17 protein-coding genes are annotated in these 16,618 nt (G+C 72.8%); 5 read left to right on the top strand and 12 right to left on the bottom strand.

The genetic code is table 11. The features are described from left to right. Window positions 1-181 precede the first annotated feature (181 nt). The 9 genes from H295_RS0140520 to H295_RS0140480 all read right to left on the bottom strand — a co-directional run bounded on the left by H295_RS0140520 (window position 182) and on the right by H295_RS0140480 (window position 7,810). Window positions 182-730, bottom strand: a complete 549-nt coding sequence (locus H295_RS0140520) for an amino-acid N-acetyltransferase (protein WP_020141080.1) — start codon at window positions 728-730, stop codon at window positions 182-184. 9 nt (window positions 731-739) lie between these two features. Then, window positions 740-1,132, bottom strand: a complete 393-nt coding sequence (locus H295_RS0140515) for a BlaI/MecI/CopY family transcriptional regulator (protein ID WP_078616893.1) — start codon at window positions 1,130-1,132, stop codon at window positions 740-742. Between the two features lie 149 nt (window positions 1,133-1,281). Continuing rightward, window positions 1,282-1,446: a hypothetical protein gene (locus H295_RS47705; RefSeq protein WP_020141078.1), complete on the bottom strand. Its 165-nt coding sequence runs from the start codon at window positions 1,444-1,446 to the stop codon at window positions 1,282-1,284. An 82-nt stretch (window positions 1,447-1,528) separates the two neighbouring features. Further along, on the bottom strand, window positions 1,529-2,242 hold the full coding sequence (locus tag H295_RS0140505) for a hypothetical protein (RefSeq protein WP_020141077.1): 714 nt from the start codon (window positions 2,240-2,242) through the stop codon (window positions 1,529-1,531). 133 nt (window positions 2,243-2,375) lie between these two features. Next, window positions 2,376-3,173 carry a type III pantothenate kinase gene (locus H295_RS0140500; RefSeq protein WP_020141076.1) on the bottom strand — a complete coding sequence of 266 codons (798 nt, stop codon included), beginning with the start codon at window positions 3,171-3,173 and terminating at the stop codon, window positions 2,376-2,378. A 5-nt stretch (window positions 3,174-3,178) separates the two neighbouring features. Beyond that, window positions 3,179-4,156 carry a carboxylating nicotinate-nucleotide diphosphorylase gene (gene nadC, locus H295_RS0140495; protein WP_020141075.1) on the bottom strand — a complete coding sequence of 326 codons (978 nt, stop codon included), beginning with the start codon at window positions 4,154-4,156 and terminating at the stop codon, window positions 3,179-3,181. Window positions 4,157-4,161: 5 nt separating this feature from the next. Further along, window positions 4,162-5,877, bottom strand: coding sequence for an L-aspartate oxidase (locus H295_RS0140490; RefSeq protein WP_020141074.1), 1,716 nt, complete (start codon window positions 5,875-5,877; stop codon window positions 4,162-4,164). Next, window positions 5,874-6,866: a pantoate--beta-alanine ligase gene (panC, locus tag H295_RS0140485; RefSeq protein ID WP_020141073.1), complete on the bottom strand. Its 993-nt coding sequence runs from the start codon at window positions 6,864-6,866 to the stop codon at window positions 5,874-5,876. Before panC ends, H295_RS0140490 begins: the two co-directional genes overlap by 4 nt. Further along, window positions 6,863-7,810, bottom strand: coding sequence for a Rossmann-like and DUF2520 domain-containing protein (locus H295_RS0140480; protein ID WP_028810198.1), 948 nt, complete (start codon window positions 7,808-7,810; stop codon window positions 6,863-6,865). The genes panC and H295_RS0140480 overlap by 4 nt, the downstream gene beginning before the upstream one ends. Before the next feature lie 197 nt (window positions 7,811-8,007). On the opposite strand from H295_RS0140480, the gene H295_RS0140475 reads away from it, so the two are divergent. Both H295_RS0140475 and H295_RS0140470 read left to right on the top strand, forming a co-directional pair. Continuing rightward, window positions 8,008-9,219, top strand: coding sequence for a threonine aldolase family protein (locus H295_RS0140475; protein WP_020141071.1), 1,212 nt, complete (start codon window positions 8,008-8,010; stop codon window positions 9,217-9,219). A 118-nt stretch (window positions 9,220-9,337) separates the two neighbouring features. Next, a complete protein-coding gene (locus tag H295_RS0140470) occupies window positions 9,338-10,444 on the top strand; it encodes a DUF5937 family protein (protein WP_020141070.1) in 1,107 nt (368 codons plus the stop codon). Between the two features lie 22 nt (window positions 10,445-10,466). On the opposite strand, the gene H295_RS0140465 is transcribed toward H295_RS0140470, so the two are convergent. After that, complete coding sequence (locus tag H295_RS0140465) at window positions 10,467-11,141, bottom strand: response regulator transcription factor (RefSeq protein ID WP_020141069.1); 675 nt, start codon at window positions 11,139-11,141, stop codon at window positions 10,467-10,469. A 102-nt stretch (window positions 11,142-11,243) separates the two neighbouring features. Then, window positions 11,244-12,446, bottom strand: a complete 1,203-nt coding sequence (locus H295_RS0140460) for a sensor histidine kinase (RefSeq protein WP_020141068.1) — start codon at window positions 12,444-12,446, stop codon at window positions 11,244-11,246. Window positions 12,447-12,576: 130 nt separating this feature from the next. On the opposite strand from H295_RS0140460, the gene H295_RS0140455 reads away from it, so the two are divergent. After that, on the top strand, window positions 12,577-13,623 hold the full coding sequence (locus H295_RS0140455) for an SAM-dependent methyltransferase (RefSeq protein WP_020141067.1): 1,047 nt from the start codon (window positions 12,577-12,579) through the stop codon (window positions 13,621-13,623). Here H295_RS0140455 and H295_RS0140450 read toward each other — a convergent pair. Beyond that, complete coding sequence (locus tag H295_RS0140450) at window positions 13,588-14,739, bottom strand: NADH-quinone oxidoreductase subunit D (protein ID WP_028810197.1); 1,152 nt, start codon at window positions 14,737-14,739, stop codon at window positions 13,588-13,590. The two genes, H295_RS0140455 and H295_RS0140450, sit on opposite strands and share 36 nt — an antisense overlap. A 31-nt stretch (window positions 14,740-14,770) precedes the next feature. On the opposite strand from H295_RS0140450, the gene H295_RS0140445 reads away from it, so the two are divergent. Then, the gene (locus H295_RS0140445) at window positions 14,771-15,274 is read left to right on the top strand and encodes a PH domain-containing protein (RefSeq protein ID WP_020141065.1); all 504 of its coding nucleotides are present in this window, start codon (window positions 14,771-14,773) and stop codon (window positions 15,272-15,274) included. After that, window positions 15,271-16,605, top strand: a complete 1,335-nt coding sequence (locus H295_RS0140440) for a PH domain-containing protein (RefSeq protein ID WP_020141064.1) — start codon at window positions 15,271-15,273, stop codon at window positions 16,603-16,605. Before H295_RS0140445 ends, H295_RS0140440 begins: the two co-directional genes overlap by 4 nt. Window positions 16,606-16,618: the final 13 nt, after the last annotated feature.

The raw sequence follows: 16,618 nt of genomic DNA, 5'->3' as shown, positions 1-16,618 counted from the left end.
CGGCGTCCGCCGTTTCGCCGTCCCCTGTTATATGCAGTACTGCACTACGTCGGAAAGCAAACCGCTTTTGACTGGAAAACACAAACCCCTGGGAGAGACCAACGGGGACCCCTCGTCCGGAAACATGCGCGTTTCGGACATAGGGAACCCGGGCAGGGCGGATCGCCGGAATCCTTGGCGATCACAGATGCAGAAGCATCCGGCTGTTGCCCAAGGTGTTCGGTTTCACTCGTTCGAGACCGAGGAACTCCGCCACGCCTTCGTCATAGGAACGCAGGAGCTCCGCGTAGACATCGGTGTCGACGGGTGTCTCACCGATCTCGACGAAGCCGTGCTTGCCGAAGAAGTCCACTTCGAAGGTGAGACAGAAAACGCGACGAACGCCGAGCCAGCGGGCCGTCTGCAACAACTTCTCCAGCAACTGATGCCCGACACCGGCGCCCTGCAGGCCGGGCTTCACCGCGAGAGTGCGCACTTCCGCGAGGTCTTCCCACATGACGTGCAGGGCACCGAAGCCGACCAGCTCGGCGTTGTCGTCGCGCTCGGCGACCCAGAACTCCTGGATGTCCTCGTAAAGCGTGACCGTCGCTTTGTCGAGCAGGATGCGGTCGCGGACGTAGGAGTCGAGGAGCCGACGGATGCCGGCGACATCGCTGGTGCGGGCCCGGCGGACGGTGATGGCTTTTGCGGTGACTTCGGGGTTCTCGGCGGAGGGGGTCTTCGCGGACATGAGCGGACGCTATCGCCCGCCGTCCCGCGATGCCGAGTCGGGGTTCTCCACGGTCGGTCCCTGCACGATGCGCACGGCGTCCTGGAGTGCCTGTCGCTGTTCCTCGCTCATCATGCCGAAGAAGGCGACGAGAGCGGCCGCGGGGTTGTCACTCTGCGACCAGGCGTCGTTCATCAGTGCGGCGGCGTAGGCGGCCCGTGTGGAGACCGCCTCATATCGATAGGCCCGGCCTTCCGCCTCACGACGCACCCAGCCCTTCTGATGGAGATTGTCCAAAACGGTCATCACGGTGGTGTACGCGATGGACCGTTCCTGCTGAAGGTCTTCCAGGACTTCCCGAACGGTGACCGGGCGGTTCCACTTCCACACCCGCGTCATGACCGCGTCTTCGAGTTCTCCCAATGGGCGAGGCACAGCTCAGCACAATAGTGGGAGATCCGGCTATCGGCGTGACGGACGTGCTCTTTCGACGTCAAACGGCAACAAAAAGGGCGTACGACGCCGAAAGCACGGTGCTTCGGGGAGTCGTACGCCGATGCGGGCGCGGCCGGTCAGTCGGCCTGCCTGGTCGCCTCCGCGCGCGCGAGGGCGGCGTCGACGGCCGCGTCCTCCTTGGCCTTGTTGGCCCCGCCCTGGGTCTTCACGATCACTCGGATCAGGCCGATGAAGAACGCGGCCATGACGACCGGGGGCACGAGCGCGGCAACGTAGTCCATGCGTCCAGAGTAGCCACGGACAGTCGGACAACTCGGGCGGGGTCCGCCTGGAACGCCTGCGCGGCGGACCCCGCCCGGAGGCTCAGCCGGCGGCCAGCTGCTGCGGCGGGTTCGCCGAGGGCGGGGTCGGCTTGCGGCGCGGGAAGACCTCGCCCGGGGTGGGGATGGGGCGGGAGGGCTTCGGGGCGGCGGGGGCGGGTTTCTCCGCCGGCTTCACCGGGGGCTTGGCCGGGTCCTTGCCCGGCTCCCGCCGCGGCTCCTTGGCGTCCTGCTCGGCGAGACCGCTCCGGACGGCTCCGGCGGGAGCACCGGCAAGCACTCCGGAGCCGCCCCGGGAAAGGCCTCCGGGGAGCGCGAGGAGGCGGGTGCGGGAGGCGGGGACCACGGGAGCCGCCGGGGCACGCCGGGCGGCCGTGGCGCCCGCCGCGCCCGCGAGACGGGCCCTTACGTCCCGTTCGGCCAGCACCTGGCAGCGGCTCAGCAGCGCCGCCGCGACCGGGCTGCCGCGCAGCGCGCGGAGGGCGGCGAGATCGTCGGGCCCTGGCCGGTAGCCGGCGCCCAGCGCCTCCTCCAGGAGCGCGAGATAGCCGGCCGCGGTGCCGGGCAGCGCGGCGCGGTACCGGCCGAGGTCGGCGACCAGGAAGGCGCGCAGCCGGGCACCCTCGTGCACGGCCTCGTCGAGGGACTCGGCGAGGCGGTGGCAGTCCTTGATGTCCTCGGCCGAGGCGGGGGCGGGGTGAAGGGCGAGGGCGAGAGCACGGCGGAGCACACGCAGCTCCTCCGCGCCGAACGCCATGCCGCCGCGGGATCCGTATGGCGTGGGCATGCGGCGACAGTACGCGCTAATCAGACAAATTCGACATAGGGGATGGGTGTGGCGCGGCCGGGCCACCCCAATGCCGGTCCGCTCGGCGTCGTCGCCCCGCCGCTCACATCCGCGAGACGTTCCGTTCGTACACCAGTCGGAGTCCCACCAGGGTCAGCCACGGCTCGTGCTCGTCGATCACCGAGGACTCGCCCAGCACCATCGGTGCCAGGCCGCCCGTGGCGATCACCGTCACGTCGTCCGGGTCGTCCGCGAGCTCCCGGGCCATCCGGCTCACCACGCCGTCGACCTGTCCGGCGAAGCCGTAGATGATGCCGGACTGCATCGCCTCGACGGTGTTCTTGCCGATGACGCTGCGCGGCCGGGCCACTTCGATCTTCCGCAGCTGCGCGCCCCGGACACCGAGGGCCTCGACGGAGATCTCGATGCCGGGCGCGATGACCCCGCCGACGTACTCCCCGCGCGCGGACACCGCGTCGAAGGTGGTGGCCGTGCCGAAGTCCACGACGATCGCGGGCCCGCCGTACAGCTCCACCGCCGCCACCGAGTTGATGATCCGGTCGGCGCCGACCTCCTTGGGGTGGTCGGTGAGGATCGGCACCCCCGTCTTCACCCCGGGCTCGACCAGGACGGCCGGCACGTCTCCGTAGTACCGGCGCGTCACCTCACGCAGCTCGTGCAGCACCGAGGGCACGGTCGCGCAGATCGCGATGCCGTCGATGCCGTCGCCCAGCTCGTCCCCGAGGAGGGGGTGCATGCCCATGAGGCCCTGGAGCAGCACCGCCAGCTCGTCCGCCGTCCGGCGCGCGTCCGTGGAGATCCGCCAGTGCTCGACGATGTCCTCGCCGTCGAACAGGCCGAGGACGGTGTGCGTGTTGCCCACGTCGATGGTGAGGAGCATGGCGACTACTCCGCCTCGCGCAGGTCGAGACCGATGTCCAGGATCGGCGAGGAGTGCGTGAGCGCCCCCACCGCGAGATAGTCGACGCCGGTGTCGGCGTACGCGCGCGCGTTGGCCAGCGTCAGCCGGCCGGAGGCCTCCAGCGCGGCCCGCCCGTGCACGAGCGCGACCGCTTCCTCGCACTCCCCGGGCGTGAAGTTGTCCAGCAGGATCAGGTCGGCGCCCGCGTCCACGACCTCGCGCAGCTGGTGCAGGGTGTCGACCTCGACCTCGATCGGCACGTCCGGGAAGGCCTCCCGTACGGCCTTGAAGGCCTGTGCGACGCCGCCGGCGGCGACCACGTGGTTGTCCTTGACGAGGGCCGCGTCGGAGAGCGACATGCGGTGGTTGACCCCGCCCCCGCAGCGGACCGCGAACTTCTCCAGCGACCTGAGCCCGGGGGTCGTCTTGCGGGTGTCCCGCACGCGGGCCTTGGTGCCCTCCAGGGCGTCCGCCCACGCGCGTGTGGCGGTCGCGATGCCGGACAGCCGGCACAGCAGGTTCAGCGCGCTGCGCTCGGCGGTGAGCAGGTCACGGGTGCGCGTGGTGACCGACAGCAGCTTCTGCCCGGCCTCGACCCGCTCGCCGTCCTCGACGTGCCGCTCCACCTCGAACTCGGCCTCGCACACCACCGAGAAGACCGCTTCGGCGACCCGGAGGCCGGCCACGACGCCCGCCTCGCGCGCGACGAAGTCGGCGGTGGCGACGGCCTCCTCGGAGATGGTCGCGACGGTCGTCACGTCCACGCCGTGGTCGAGGTCCTCCTGGATGGCGACATTGGCGATGTCCTCGACCTCGACGGGGTCGAGCCCGGCGTCGGCCAGGAGCTGGGCGAGCGCGGGGTCGAGCCCGCACTCCAGGTACTCCGCGTCGCCGTCGGCGCCGCAGGCGCAGCCGTCGCCGCAGCCGCCGGAGGAGGCGAGGGGAAGGTCGTCGGTGCTCACTGGTGTCACTGCTCCTGAAGGTGCTGCCGGGTCGGGGGGAAGTCTGCGGTATCGGTGGTGCGCAGGGCGAGGGTCCGGTCGGGATTGAGCCGTACGACGATGTGGCGGCGCCATGCCGTGTCGTCGCGGTCGGGCCGGTCCTCGCGCCAGTGGCAGCCCCGGGTCTCGTCCCGCTGGAGGGCTGCGGCGACCAGGACGCGGGCCACGCACAGGAGGTTGGTGGCCTCCCAGGTGTCGACGCCGGGCTCGGCCGTCTTGCCGTTCTCGGCGAGGGCGTCGCGGGCGTCGGTGTGCAGCTGCTGCAACCGGTCGGCGGCCTTCGCGAGGGAGTCCGCGGAGCGCAGCACACCCGCGCCCTGGGTCATGATCCGCTGGATCGCGAACCGGGCCTCGGGCGCGAGCAGCGGGTGCGCGGGTCGCTCGGGCTGCTCGACGGGGGCGGGCACGCGCGCGTGGAGGCCGTCGTCACCGCGGGCCGCCAGGATGTCGGTGACGATGCGCTCGGCGTAGACCAGTCCCTCCAGGAGGGAGTTGGAGGCGAGCCGGTTCGCGCCGTGCACGCCGGTGCAGGCGACCTCTCCGCACGCGTACAGGCCGGGGACGGTCGTACGGCCCCGGGAGTCGGTGCGCACGCCGCCGGAGGCGTAGTGGGCGGCCGGTGCGATCGGGATGGGCTCGGCGACCGGGTCGATGCCGTGGGCGCGGCAGGCGGCGAGGATCGTCGGGAAGCGGTGCTCCCACATGTCGGCGCCGAAGTGCCGGGCGTCGAGGAACATGTGCTCGGTGTCCCGCTCCTGCATACGGCGGGTGATGCCCTTGGCGACGATGTCCCGGGGCGCGAGCTCGGCCAGTTCGTGCTGCCCGACCATGAAGCGCACCCCGTCGGCGTCGACCAGGTGGGCGCCCTCACCGCGCACGGCCTCGGAGACGAGCGGCTGCTGGCCCTCCGCGTCCGCGCCGAGGAACAGCACGGTGGGGTGGAACTGCACGAACTCCAGGTCGCTGACCTCGGCGCCCGCGCGCAGGGCGAGCGCCACGCCGTCGCCGGTGGACACGGACGGGTTGGTGGTGGCGGAGAAGACCTGGCCCATGCCGCCGGTCGCGAGGACCACCGTGGGGGCGTGCACGGCACCCACGCCGTCGTGCTGGCCCTCGCCCATCACGTGCAGGGTGACGCCCGCCGTGCGGCCCTCGGCGTCGGTCAGCAGGTCGAGCACGAGCGCGTTCTCGATGGTGCGCAGGCCACGCGCGCGTACCGCCTCGACGAGCGCCCGGGAGATCTCCGCGCCGGTGGCGTCACCGCCCGCGTGCGCGATCCGGCGCCGGTGGTGGCCGCCCTCGCGGGTGAGCTCTAGGTCGCCGGCCTCGGACTCGTCGAAGTGGGCGCCGGTCGCGATGAGCCGTCGTACGGCGTCGGGGCCCTCGGTGACGAGAATCCGCACGGCCTCCTCGTCGCACAGGCCCGCGCCCGCGACCAGGGTGTCGTCCAGGTGCTGTTCGGGGGTGTCGCCCTCGCCGAGGGCCGCGGCGATGCCGCCCTGCGCCCAGCGGGTGGAGCCGTCGTCGAGGCGGGCCTTGGTGACGACGACGGTCCTCAGCCCCGCGGCCTCGCAGCGCAGGGCCGCGGTGAGACCGGCGACGCCGGAGCCGACGACCACGACGTCCGCGTCGATGGACCACCCCGGGGCGGGTGCGTGCAGTCGTATGCCTGTGCTGGTCACGAGGCGGCTCCGAAGGTCAGGGGGATGTTGTCGATCAACCGGGTGGTCCCTACCCGGGCGGCGACGGCGAGGACGGCCTCGCCGGTGAAGTCGTCGTCGATCTCGCCGAAGTCGGACGGGTCGACGAGCGCGAGGTAGTCCAGGGCGAGCGGCGGGTCCTGGCGGGCGGCGTCGTCGAGGACCAGCCGGGCCGCCGCGCGGACGGCCGAGGGGGCGCCGGGGAGGGCCTTGGCGACGGCGTGCGCGTCGGCGGCCGCGCGGGACTCGCCGAGGGCGCTCAGGGCCTCGGCACGCGCGTGCGTGGCGGGCACCTCGCGGGCCCGCGCGCGCAGCGCCTCCTGGGCCGCGTGCCGGTCGCGGCCCGCGAACAGGGCCCGGGACAGCGCGAGCGCGGTGCGGCGCTGCTGCGGGGTGAGGTAGCGGTTGCGGCTGGACATGGCCAGGCCGTCGTCCTCGCGCACGGTGGGCACGCCGACGATGTCGACACCGAAGTTCAGGTCGCGCACCATCCTGCGGATGAGGGCGAGCTGCTGGGCGTCCTTCTGGCCGTACAGGGCGATGTCGGGGCGGGTGAGATGCAGCAGCTTGGCGACGACGGTGAGCATGCCGTCGAAGTGGCCGGGGCGCGAGGCTCCCTCCAGGCGCTCCCCCATGGGGCCCGCGCTGATGCGCACCTGGGGCTCGCCGCCCGGGTAGACCTCGTCGACGGAGGGCGCGAAGACGGCGTCGGCACCGGCGGCCTCGGCGATCTTGACGTCGGCGTCCAGGGTGCGCGGATAGCGGTCGAGGTCCTCGCCCGCGCCGAACTGGAGGGGGTTCACGAAGACGGTCACGACGACCTCGCCCTCCGGCCCCGCGATCTCGCGCGCGGTGCGGATCAGGGTGGCGTGGCCCTCGTGCAGGGCGCCCATGGTCATCACGACGGCCCGGCGGCCCGCACGCGCGCGGGCGTGCAGTTCGTCGGCGGTGCGCAGCACGGCGATGCTCATCGGGCGTCTCCCTCCGGCCCGGGGGCCCCGTCGGCGCCGTCGGCCTGGCCGGCGAGTACCCCGAGCAGGTCCTCGGCGAGCTCCGGCTTCAGCAGTCCGTGGGCGAGCGCGCGGTCGGCGGTCGCGCGGGCCATCGCCAGATAGCCGGAGACGGTCTGCGGGGCGTGCTTGCGCAACTCGGTGACATGGGCGGCGACGGTGCCGGCGTCCCCGCGCGCGACGGGGCCGGTGAGGGCCGCGTCGCCGGAGCGCAGGGCGTTGTCGAGGGCGGCGCCGAGCAGCGGGCCGAGCATCCGGTCCGGTGCCTCGACACCGGCCGAGCGCAGCAGCTCCATGGACTGCGCGACGAGGGTGACCAGGTGGTTGGCGCCGAGGGCGAGGGCCGCGTGGTAGAGCGGCCGCTTCGCCTCCTCGATCCACTCGGGCTCGCCGCCCATCTCGATGACGAGGGCCTCGGCGGCCAGCCGCAGCTCCTCGGGGGCGGTGACGCCGAACGAGCAGCCGGCGAGGCGCTGGACGTCCACCGGGGTGCCGGTGAAGGTCATCGCCGGGTGCAGGGCCAGCGGCAGGGCGCCCGCGCGCAGGGCGGGGTCCAGGACCTTGGCGCCGTACCGCCCCGAGGTGTGCACGAGCAACTGTCCCGGCCGCACCGCCCCGGTCTCGGCCAGGCCCTCCACGAGGCCGGGCAGGGTGTCGTCGGGGACGGTCAGCAGGACCAGGTCGGAGCGCTGGAGGACGTCCGCGGGGGAGACGAGCGGAACGTCCGGGAGCATCAGCTCGGCCCGCCGCCGGGAGGCCTCGGAGACCCCGGAGACGGCCACCGGGCGGTGCCCGGCGAGCTGGAGGGACGCGGCGAGCGCGGGACCCACCCGGCCGGCGCCGACGACGCCCACGGTGAGCCGCGCAGGGCGGTCCTTGCTGTCTGGCTGTTGGGCTGTACTCACTCGACGGCGGCCTTCCCGTTCCAGTCCGCATCTGGGTACCGGACGATTTCTCGTCATGTTAACGCTATCGGTTCCGGGGGCGTCCGGTTGTCCACAGGCTGTGGGTTGCCGCGGGGTGGTGGAGCAGGAGGACCGGTGTCTTGCGAGAGCCGGGAAATCCGGTGTCCTCCGCCGGGGCGGCGGGAGATGATCCGGGCATGCATGACACAGCGCAGCACAGCGCCGGGCAGCCGGCGGACGGGGAACAGCCGGAACCGCTCACGGAGGAGGAACGGCTGCTGCGCCGCCGCACCCGGCGCATCGACGCGTACCGGAAGGCGGAGCGCACCCTGGCGCGCCTGGAGATGCTCGCCCCCCTGCGCGAGCGCCTCGCCCTGCTCGACGGGGTCGAGGAGTTCTACGACCTGGACGAGCCGGGCGACCTCTACGGGAACGGCGTCGTCGAGGCCCTGGAGGAGAAGGTCGCGGCTCTCCTCGGCAAGGAGGCCGCCGCGTTCTTCCCGACCGGCACGATGGCCCAGCAGGTGGCCCTGCGGTGCTGGGCGGGCCGCACCGGCAACCCCACCGTCGCCCTGCACGCCCTGGCCCACCCCGAGGTGTACGAGCGCGACGCCTTCCGTGAGGTCTCCGGTCTGCGTCCCGTCCAGGTGACGAGCGAGCCCCGGATGCCGAGCGCCGACGAGGTCCGCGGCTTCCCGGAGCCCTTCGGGGCGCTGATGCTGGAACTGCCCCTCAGGGACGCCGGGTACGTGCTGCCCACCTGGGAGGAGCTCACCGAGCTCGTGGCGGCGGCGCGCGAGCGCGACGCGGTCGTGCACTTCGACGGCGCCCGGCTGTGGGACACCACCGTCCACTTCGGCCACCCCCTGGACGAGATAGCGGACCTCGCGGACAGCGTCTACGTGTCGTTCTACAAGTCGCTCCAGGCCTTCGGCGGGGCCGCGCTCGCCGGCCCGAAGACCCTGGTCGAGGAGGCGAAGACCTGGCGGCACCGGTACGGAGGAGCGGTCTTCCAGCAGTTCCCGACCGTCCTGTCGGCGCTGGCCGGCCTGGAGCGGGAACTGCCCCGGCTGCCCGAGTACGTCACCCACGCGCGCGCGGTGGCCGCCGCGCTGCGCGAGGGGTTCGCGCAGGCCGGGTTGGCGTGGGCGCGGGTGTTCCCCGAGGTGCCGCACACCTTCGACTTCCAGGTCTGGCTGCCGTACGGCGTCGACGAGGTCTCCGAGGCGGCGATCCGGCAGTCCGAGGAGACCGGGAGGGCCCTGTTCACCAACCCCTGGGACGAGAAGGGCCCGGGCCTGTCCATGACCGAGGTCTACGTCCGTGCCGCCGCGCTGGAATGGACGGCGGAGGACGTGCGGGCAGCGGCCGCGGACTTCGCGACCCGGCTGCCGGGGCTCGGCGGCTAGAACCTGGTTGCCGGGACCCGGCGCCTGGAGCGGGACCCTCGGCGAAGCCGGCGCCCCCCGATTGACGGTCGCCGTCAATCGGGGGGGCGTTGTCAGTGGCGGGGTGCACCATGAGGCCATGAGCGTGCGCATCGACATCGCGGGGCTGCGGCCGGAGAGGGTCGCCGTGGTGGCCTCTCCCCTGGCCGAGCTCGGCATGGCGCTGCACGCGCTGGCCGAACCGGGGCATCACCCGGGGCTCCAGGGCTGGGTGACCGGTGTGACGGCCCGCCTCGACCCGCATCTGGCCGACCGGATGTGCGAGGCGGACTTCCTGTGGCGAACGACGTTCTCGGACCTGTTCCTGCCGTTCGCCGGTGTCCCGGGCCGGACCACGCTTCCGGGGGCGACCATCGCCGAGGACCTGGACCTGCTCGACAAACTGACGGACGAGCAGTTCGTGGACGCGGCCCTGGAGTTCACCTGCGCGATGCCGTACTGCTCGCACGGCCCCAGTGCGCTCTCCGACGCCGCGCTGCACCGCCGTGCCCTGGAGCTGGCCGCCTCGCGCGGGCCGCGGCAGGTGCGGTTCGCCGAGCGGCTGCTGACCGATCCGCCCCGGACCCGGGCCTGGCTCCGGCAGTTCGTGGAGGACTGCGAGGAGGCGTTCTTCGCGGACACCTGGTCCCGGCTGCGCCACCAGCTCGCGGCCGACGCCCGCCACAAGACGGACCTGCTGCGCCGCAAGGGCCTCGCGGAGGCGCTGACCGCGGTGTCGTCGGCGGTCACCCTCGACGAGGCCGCCGACCGCATCACGGTCGACAAGCTGGGCTCGGGCCACAGTGCGACCGCGGAGGGCGGCCTGCTGCTGGTGCCCACGAGCCTGGGCTGGCCGCACCTGAGCGTCCTGCACCGGTACGGCTGGCAGCCGGTCCTGCACTACCCGGTCGGCTCCGCCGAGCTCGCCTCCCCGCCCTCGGTCGAGGAGCTGGCCCTGCGGATGACCGCGCTCTCCCACCCGGTCCGCATGCGCCTGTGCCGTCATCTGGCCCGCAGCGCCTACACCACCAGCGAGCTGGCCCAGGTGCACGGCATGACCGCCCCGGAGATATCCCGGCACCTGGGCGTCCTGAAGAAGGCGGGCCTGCTCACCACCCGCCGCCGCGGCCGGTACGTCCTGCACCAGCTGGACGTCACCGTGGTGGCGAGACTGGGCAGCGACTTCCTGGAAGGGATCCTGCGCTAGCCGCGGGCCGCACCCCCGTGACTCACCCCTGCCCGCCGCCCGCCCGCACCAGCCCGGTCTCGTAGGCGAGGACCACCACCTGCACCCGGTCCCTGAGGCCCAGCTTGGTCAGGATGCGGCCGACGTGCGTCTTCACGGTGGCCTCGGACAGGACCAGCCGGGCCGCGATCTCGCCGTTGGACAGCCCCTGTGCGACCAGGACCATGACCTCGCGCTCCCGGTCGGTGAGCCGCTCCAGCTCCTTGTACTGCGGCTCCTTGCCGCTGGTCGGCAGCATCGGCGCGAACCGGTCGAGCAGGCGCCGGGTGGTCGAGGGGGCGACCACGGCGTCGCCGCTGTGCACCGAGCGGATCGCGGTGAGCAGTTCGCCGGGCGGGACGTCCTTGAGCATGAAGCCGGAGGCGCCCGCCTTGAGCCCGGAGAAGGCGTACTCGTCGAGGTCGAAGGTGGTCAGGATCAGCACCTTCGGCGGGTCGGGCTCCGAGCAGATGCGGCGGGTGGTCTCCACGCCGTCGAGCTTCGGCATGCGGACGTCCATGAGGACCACGTCGACGGCGGTCGAGCGGAGCACCTGGAGGGCCTCCACCCCGTCCCCCGCCTCCGCGACGACATCCATGTCCGGCTGGGCGGCGAGCACCATCCGGAACCCGGTGCGCAGCAGCACCTGATCGTCGACGAGCATCACGCGGATCGTCATCGGTCCTCTTCCGTCTTCTCGGGGTCTTGAGTCGTGTCGCGGGGTCGTATGGGCGTGGGGCGTGGGGGCGTGACAGGTGTCAACAGGGGGCGTGCGTCGGCGTCAATGCGCCGGTTTGAGCGGCAGCAGCGCACTGATGCGGAATCCTCCGCCGGGCCGGGGGCCCGCGTCCAGGGTGCCCCCGACCATGCCGACCCGCTCGCGCATGCCGATCAGGCCGTGTCCCGCGCCGTCGGCACCGCCCTCCTCGTACAGCTCGTGCGGGGCGCCCTTGCCGTCGTCCTCGACGAGCAGACCGAGCCCGTCGTCGAAGTAGACCAGCCGCACGCTCGCGCCCGCGTGGGGGCCGCCGTGCTTGCGCGTGTTGGTGAGCGCCTCCTGGACGATCCGGTACGCGGTGAGCTCGACGCCACTGGGCAGCGGGCGCGGGGTGCCCTCGATCTTGAAGTCGACGGGGAGCCCGGAGCCGCGGCACTGCTCGACGAGGTCCTCGATCTGCTCGACGTCGGGCTGCGGCACGTACTCGCCGCCCTCCTGGTGCTCGCCGGTGCGCAGCACGCCCAGCAGGCGGCGCATCTCGGCGAGCGCCTGGCGGCCGGTGGAGGAGATGGTCTCCAGGGCCTTCTTGGCCTGGTCCGGTGCCGCGTCGAGGACATAGGCGGCGCCGTCGGCCTGGACCACCATGACGGACACGTTGTGCGCGACGACGTCATGGAGTTCGCGGGCGATCCGGGCGCGCTCGGCGGCGACGGCGACCTTGGCCTGCGCCTCGCGCTCCTTCTCCAGGCGGGCGTTGCGCTCCTCCAGCTGCGCGAAGTACGCGCGGCGGGTGCGGATCGAGTCCCCGAGCACCCAGGCCAGGGCGAACGGCACGGTCTGGAAGATCACGATCGCGACATTGCCGAGGGTGCTGGAGTGCTGCTCGGGCCAGCGCAGCTGCGCCAGGGGGGCGGCGCACAGGCCCGTCGTCAGGGCCAGCCGGGAGGCCCAGCGGGAGGCCGTGGCGGCCACCGTGTAAACGATCACCAGGAAGGCGAAGTCGGCGGCCGTGGTCTCCACGTCCAGCACGAGCTGCGCCACCCCGAGCCCGATGGCCAGCAGCAGCATCTTCTCCGGCATCCGCCGGCGCAACGCGATCACCAGGCACAACAGCAGGACGATCGGAATGATCGCGAACGGGGACCCGGTCCCCTGGGACCCCCCACCGGCGGTTTCGCTCGCGAGCGAAATCCCGAACAGGAAGACCGCCCAGAGGGCGTCGACACCTGTCGGATGCCTGCGGAGGAAGTCATAGAGGCGCTGCACGTAACCCAGCGTAGGGAAGCGTGCAGTGTGCGGGGGTCAACCGGAGGACCGATCCGTACCGAGCGCGCGTACTCCCCAAGGTGGAGGCCACGTTCCCCGGGCCGCCTAGCCTGGCGACGTGAGCGATGTCATGACCGATGCGACGAGGAAAGCACCCGCGGACGGCTGGACCGGCTGGCGGGCCGCCACCGAGGCCGCCCTGTACGGGCCGGACGGCTTCTACCGCGGGCCGGAAGGACCCGCCGGGCACTTCCGTACGTCCGTGCACGCCTCGCCGTTGTTCGCCGTGGCCGTGGCCGGGCTCCTGTGCCGTGTGGACGACGCGCTGGGCCGGCCCGCCCGGCTCGACTTCGTCGACATGGCCGCGGGCCGGGGGGAGTTGGCCGCAGGCGTCCTCGCCGCCCTGCCCGCCGAGGTGGCCGCCCGCACGCGCGTGTGTGCCGTCGAGATCGCCGACCGCCCCGCGGACCTCGCTCACCGCATCGAGTGGCTGCCCGAGCCCCCGAGCGGCGTCCACGGGCTGCTGTTCGCCAACGAATGGCTGGACAACGTACCCCTGGAGATCGCCGAGACGGACTCCTCGGGCGTGCCGCGCCGGGTTCTCGTACGCCGGGACGGCCGCGAGCGTCTCGGGGAACCGGTCGCCGGGGCGGAGGCCCGGTGGCTGGAGAGGTGGTGGCCGCTGCCGCCCGAGGAGGGGCTGCGGGCCGAGATCGGCCTGCCCCGGGACGAGGCGTGGACATCGGCGGTCGCGACCGTCGAGCGGGGACTCGCGGTCGCCGTCGACTACGCGCACACGTCCGGCACCCGGCCCCCTTTCGGGACGCTCACCGGCTTCCGCGAGGGCCGCGAGACGGCACCGGTGCCGGACGGGTCGTGCGATCTCACGGCGCATGTGGCGCTGGACGCCTGCACCCGGCCCGGCGGACGCGTCCTGCGCCAGCGCGACGCCCTGCGCGCCCTCGGCATCACGGGCGCACGCCCCGCGCTCGCCCTCGCCTCCACCGACCCCGCCGCGTACGTACGCGCCCTCGCGCGCGCCGGAGAGGCCGCCGAACTCACCGCGGCGGGCGGGCTCGGCGACTTCGGCTGGCTCCTCCAGCCGGTGGGAATCCCGGACTCGCCCGTCGGCCGGAGCGCCCTACTTGTCGATGTCCCCGACCACGAAGAACAGTGACCCGAGGATCGCGACCATGTCCGCCACCAGCGTCCCCGGCAGTAGTTCGACCAGCGCCTGGATGTTGTTGTACGAGGCCGAGCGCAGCTTCAGCCGGTACGGGGTCTTCTCGCCCTTGCTGACGAGGTAGTAGCCGTTGATGCCGAGCGGGTTCTCGGTCCACGCGTACGTGTGCCCCTCGGGCGCCTTCAGGACCTTCGGGAGCCGCTGGTTGATCGGGCCGGGCGGCAGGTCCGCGAGCCGGTCCAGGCAGGCGTCGGCGAGGTCGAGGGCGTTGTGCGTCTGCTCCAGCAGGATCTCGAAGCGGGCGAGGCAGTCGCCCTCCTGGCGGGTCACCACCTTCAGGGTGTCCTGGAGTTCGCCGTAGGCGAGGTAGGGCTCGTCGCGGCGCAGGTCGAAGTCGACGCCCGAGGCACGTGCGATGGGCCCGCTGACGCCGTAGGCGTGCACGGTCTCCGGGGCGAGGACACCGACGTCCCGGGTGCGCCCCCGGAAGATCTCGTTGCCGAGCACCAGGTCGTCGAAGCGGTCCATGCGCGAGCGCACGGCGGCGACGGCGGCACGCGCACGCGTGGCCCAGCCGGCCGGCAGGTCCTCCTTGAGGCCGCCGACCCGGTTGAACATGTAGTGCATGCGGCCGCCGGAGACCTCCTCCATGACGTTCTGGAGGACCTCCCGCTCCCGGAACGCGTAGAAGACCGGGGTGATCCCGCCCAGCTCCAGCGGGTACGAGCCCAGGAACATCAGGTGGTTGAGCACCCGGTTCAGCTCGGCGAGCAGCGTGCGGGTCCACACCGCGCGCGTGGGCACCTCCATGCCGAGCATGCGCTCCACACCGAGGACCACGCCCAGCTCGTTGGAGAACGCCGACAGCCAGTCGTGGCGGTTGGCGAGCATGATGATCTGGCGGTAGTCGCGGGCCTCGAACAGCTTCTCCGCGCCCCGGTGCATGTAGCCGATCACCGGCTCGGCGCTCACGATGCGCTCGCCGTCCAGGACCAGCCGCAGGCGCAGCACGCCGTGGGTGGACGGGTGCTGCGGTCCGATGTTGAGCACCATGTCGGTGCTCTCCGCGGCGCCGCCGATGCCGACCGTGGTCTCCGTCGTAGGAGTCATGAACACAGTCTGACCTACGTACGCTGACCTCATGGAGACGGGGAGCGGGCAGGACACAGGGGTCGCGGGGGCCGAGCCGGTGTGGACCGGGCTGCCGCCGGGGCTGCTGCGGATGCGCCGGATGTTGCTGGTGGTGTGGCTGGGACTGCTCGCCGTGGGTCTCGGGGTGCTGCTCGGGCTGCTGTGCGGGCCGGGGTGGGCGGCGTTCGCGCTGCTGCCGGTCGCGCTCATCGTCTGGGGCTGGGTGCTGATCGGCCGCAACTGGCGCTCCTGGCGCTACGCCGAGCGCGCGGACGACCTGCTGATCAGCCGGGGCGTGCTGTGGCGCGAGGAGACCGTGGTGCCGTACGGCCGCATGCAGCTGGTGGAGGTCACCTCCGGGCCCGTGGAGCGGCACTTCGGGCTGGCCAGCGTGCAGCTGCACACGGCGGCCGCGGCGACCGACGCCACCATCCCGGGCCTGGACCCGGCCGAGGCGGAACGGCTGCGTGACCGGCTCACCGAACTCGGCGAGGCCCGATCGGCGGGCCTGTGACGACGCCGGGCGTCGACGACGCCGTCCACGAGAAGGAGGCCGTCACCGAGCGGCGGCTGCATCCCATAACGCCGCTCAGGCGGGCGTGGGCGCCGGTGGCCGTCGTCATCGGGTGGGCGGTGCACGACCCGGACCAGGCGCAGCGCCAGCTGACCCGGCTGACGACCACGACCCTGCTGATCGTGCTCGCCGTCGTCGTCACGGCCGCCGCCCTGTACGGCTTCCTCACCTGGTGGTTCACCCACTTCGCGGTCACCGACACCGAACTGCGCATACGGACCGGGCTGTTGTTCCGGCGCACCGCGCACATCCGCCTTGAGCGCATCCAGGCGATCGACGTGACCCAGCCGCTCCTCGCGCGCGTGGCGGGGGTCGCGAAGCTGCGGCTCGATGTCGTCGGCACCGACAAGAAGGACGAACTGGCCTTCCTCGGGGAGCGCGAGGCGCGGGCGCTGCGCGCTGAACTGCTCGCGCGCGCCGCCGGGTTCGCCCCCGAGACCGCGCACGAGGTCGGCGAGGCACCCGCGCGCGAGTTGATGCGCACTCCCCCGCGCGATCTGGCGCTGTCCGTCGTGCTGACCGGCGCCACCTGGATGAGCCTGCTCGCCGCCCTCGTCGTACCGCCGTTGCTGTGGTGGGCGACCGAGAGCCTGTGGACGGTCCTGGCGACCGCCGTGCCGCTGCTCGGCGCGGCGGGCGCGAGCAGCGTGGGGCGGTTCGTCACCGAGTACGACTGGACGGTCAGCGAGTCCCCGGACGGGCTGCGCATCGACCACGGGCTGCTGGACCGCTCGCACGAGACGGTGCCGCCGGGGCGGGTGCAGACCGTGCGGATCGTGGAGCCGCTGCTGTGGCGGCGGCGCGGCTGGGTGCGGGTGGAGCTGGACGTGGCCGGTTCGTCCAACTCGGTGCTGGTGCCGGTCGCTCCGCGCGAGGTCGCCGAGGCGGTCGTCGCGCGCGTGCTGCCCGGCGTCGTGGTGCCGTCGCCGTCGGCCCTCGTGCGGCCCCCGCGGCGGGCCGGACGCTGCATGCCCGTCTGGTGGCGCGGCCACGGACTCGCCGTCACGGACGCCGTGTTCGCGTCACGGCAGGGACTGCTGCGCCGCAGCCTGGCGCTCGTCCCGCACGCGAAGGTCCAGAGCGTACGGCTCGTCCAGGGGCCCTGGGAGCGGCTGTGGCGGATCGCCGAGGTGCACGTGGACACGGGGGCCAACAAGACCGTCACGGCCCGTCTGAGGGACGCCCAGGAGGCCGCGGAGCTGCTCCGGGCGCAGGCGGAGCGGTCGCGTACGGGACGGAGAGGGGCACGGCCCGACCGGTGGATGGTCTGACCGTGCCCCTCGG

Origin of the sequence: Streptomyces sp. 351MFTsu5.1 (genome assembly GCF_000383655.1) — a bacterium.
In the GTDB taxonomy this organism is placed as follows: domain Bacteria; phylum Actinomycetota; class Actinomycetes; order Streptomycetales; family Streptomycetaceae; genus Streptomyces; species Streptomyces griseorubiginosus.
Note: the sequence above shows the minus strand (reverse complement) of the source record. Positions and strands in the feature narration are given on the sequence as shown.

Coding starts and splice junctions, on each gene's coding strand:
- H295_RS0140520 (WP_020141080.1), bottom strand. CDS start 730: ATGTCCGCGAAGACCCCCTCCGCCGAGAACCCCGAAGTCACCGCAAAA.
- H295_RS47705 (WP_020141078.1), bottom strand. CDS start 1,446: ATGGACTACGTTGCCGCGCTCGTGCCCCCGGTCGTCATGGCCGCGTTC.
- H295_RS0140505 (WP_020141077.1), bottom strand. CDS start 2,242: ATGGCGTTCGGCGCGGAGGAGCTGCGTGTGCTCCGCCGTGCTCTCGCC.
- H295_RS0140500 (WP_020141076.1), bottom strand. CDS start 3,173: ATGCTCCTCACCATCGACGTGGGCAACACGCACACCGTCCTCGGCCTG.
- panC (WP_020141073.1), bottom strand. CDS start 6,866: ATGAGCATCGCCGTGCTGCGCACCGCCGACGAACTGCACGCCCGCGCG.
- H295_RS0140475 (WP_020141071.1), top strand. CDS start 8,008: ATGCATGACACAGCGCAGCACAGCGCCGGGCAGCCGGCGGACGGGGAA.
- H295_RS0140470 (WP_020141070.1), top strand. CDS start 9,338: ATGAGCGTGCGCATCGACATCGCGGGGCTGCGGCCGGAGAGGGTCGCC.
- H295_RS0140465 (WP_020141069.1), bottom strand. CDS start 11,141: ATGACGATCCGCGTGATGCTCGTCGACGATCAGGTGCTGCTGCGCACC.
- H295_RS0140455 (WP_020141067.1), top strand. CDS start 12,577: ATGACCGATGCGACGAGGAAAGCACCCGCGGACGGCTGGACCGGCTGG.
- H295_RS0140450 (WP_028810197.1), bottom strand. CDS start 14,739: ATGACTCCTACGACGGAGACCACGGTCGGCATCGGCGGCGCCGCGGAG.
- H295_RS0140445 (WP_020141065.1), top strand. CDS start 14,771: ATGGAGACGGGGAGCGGGCAGGACACAGGGGTCGCGGGGGCCGAGCCG.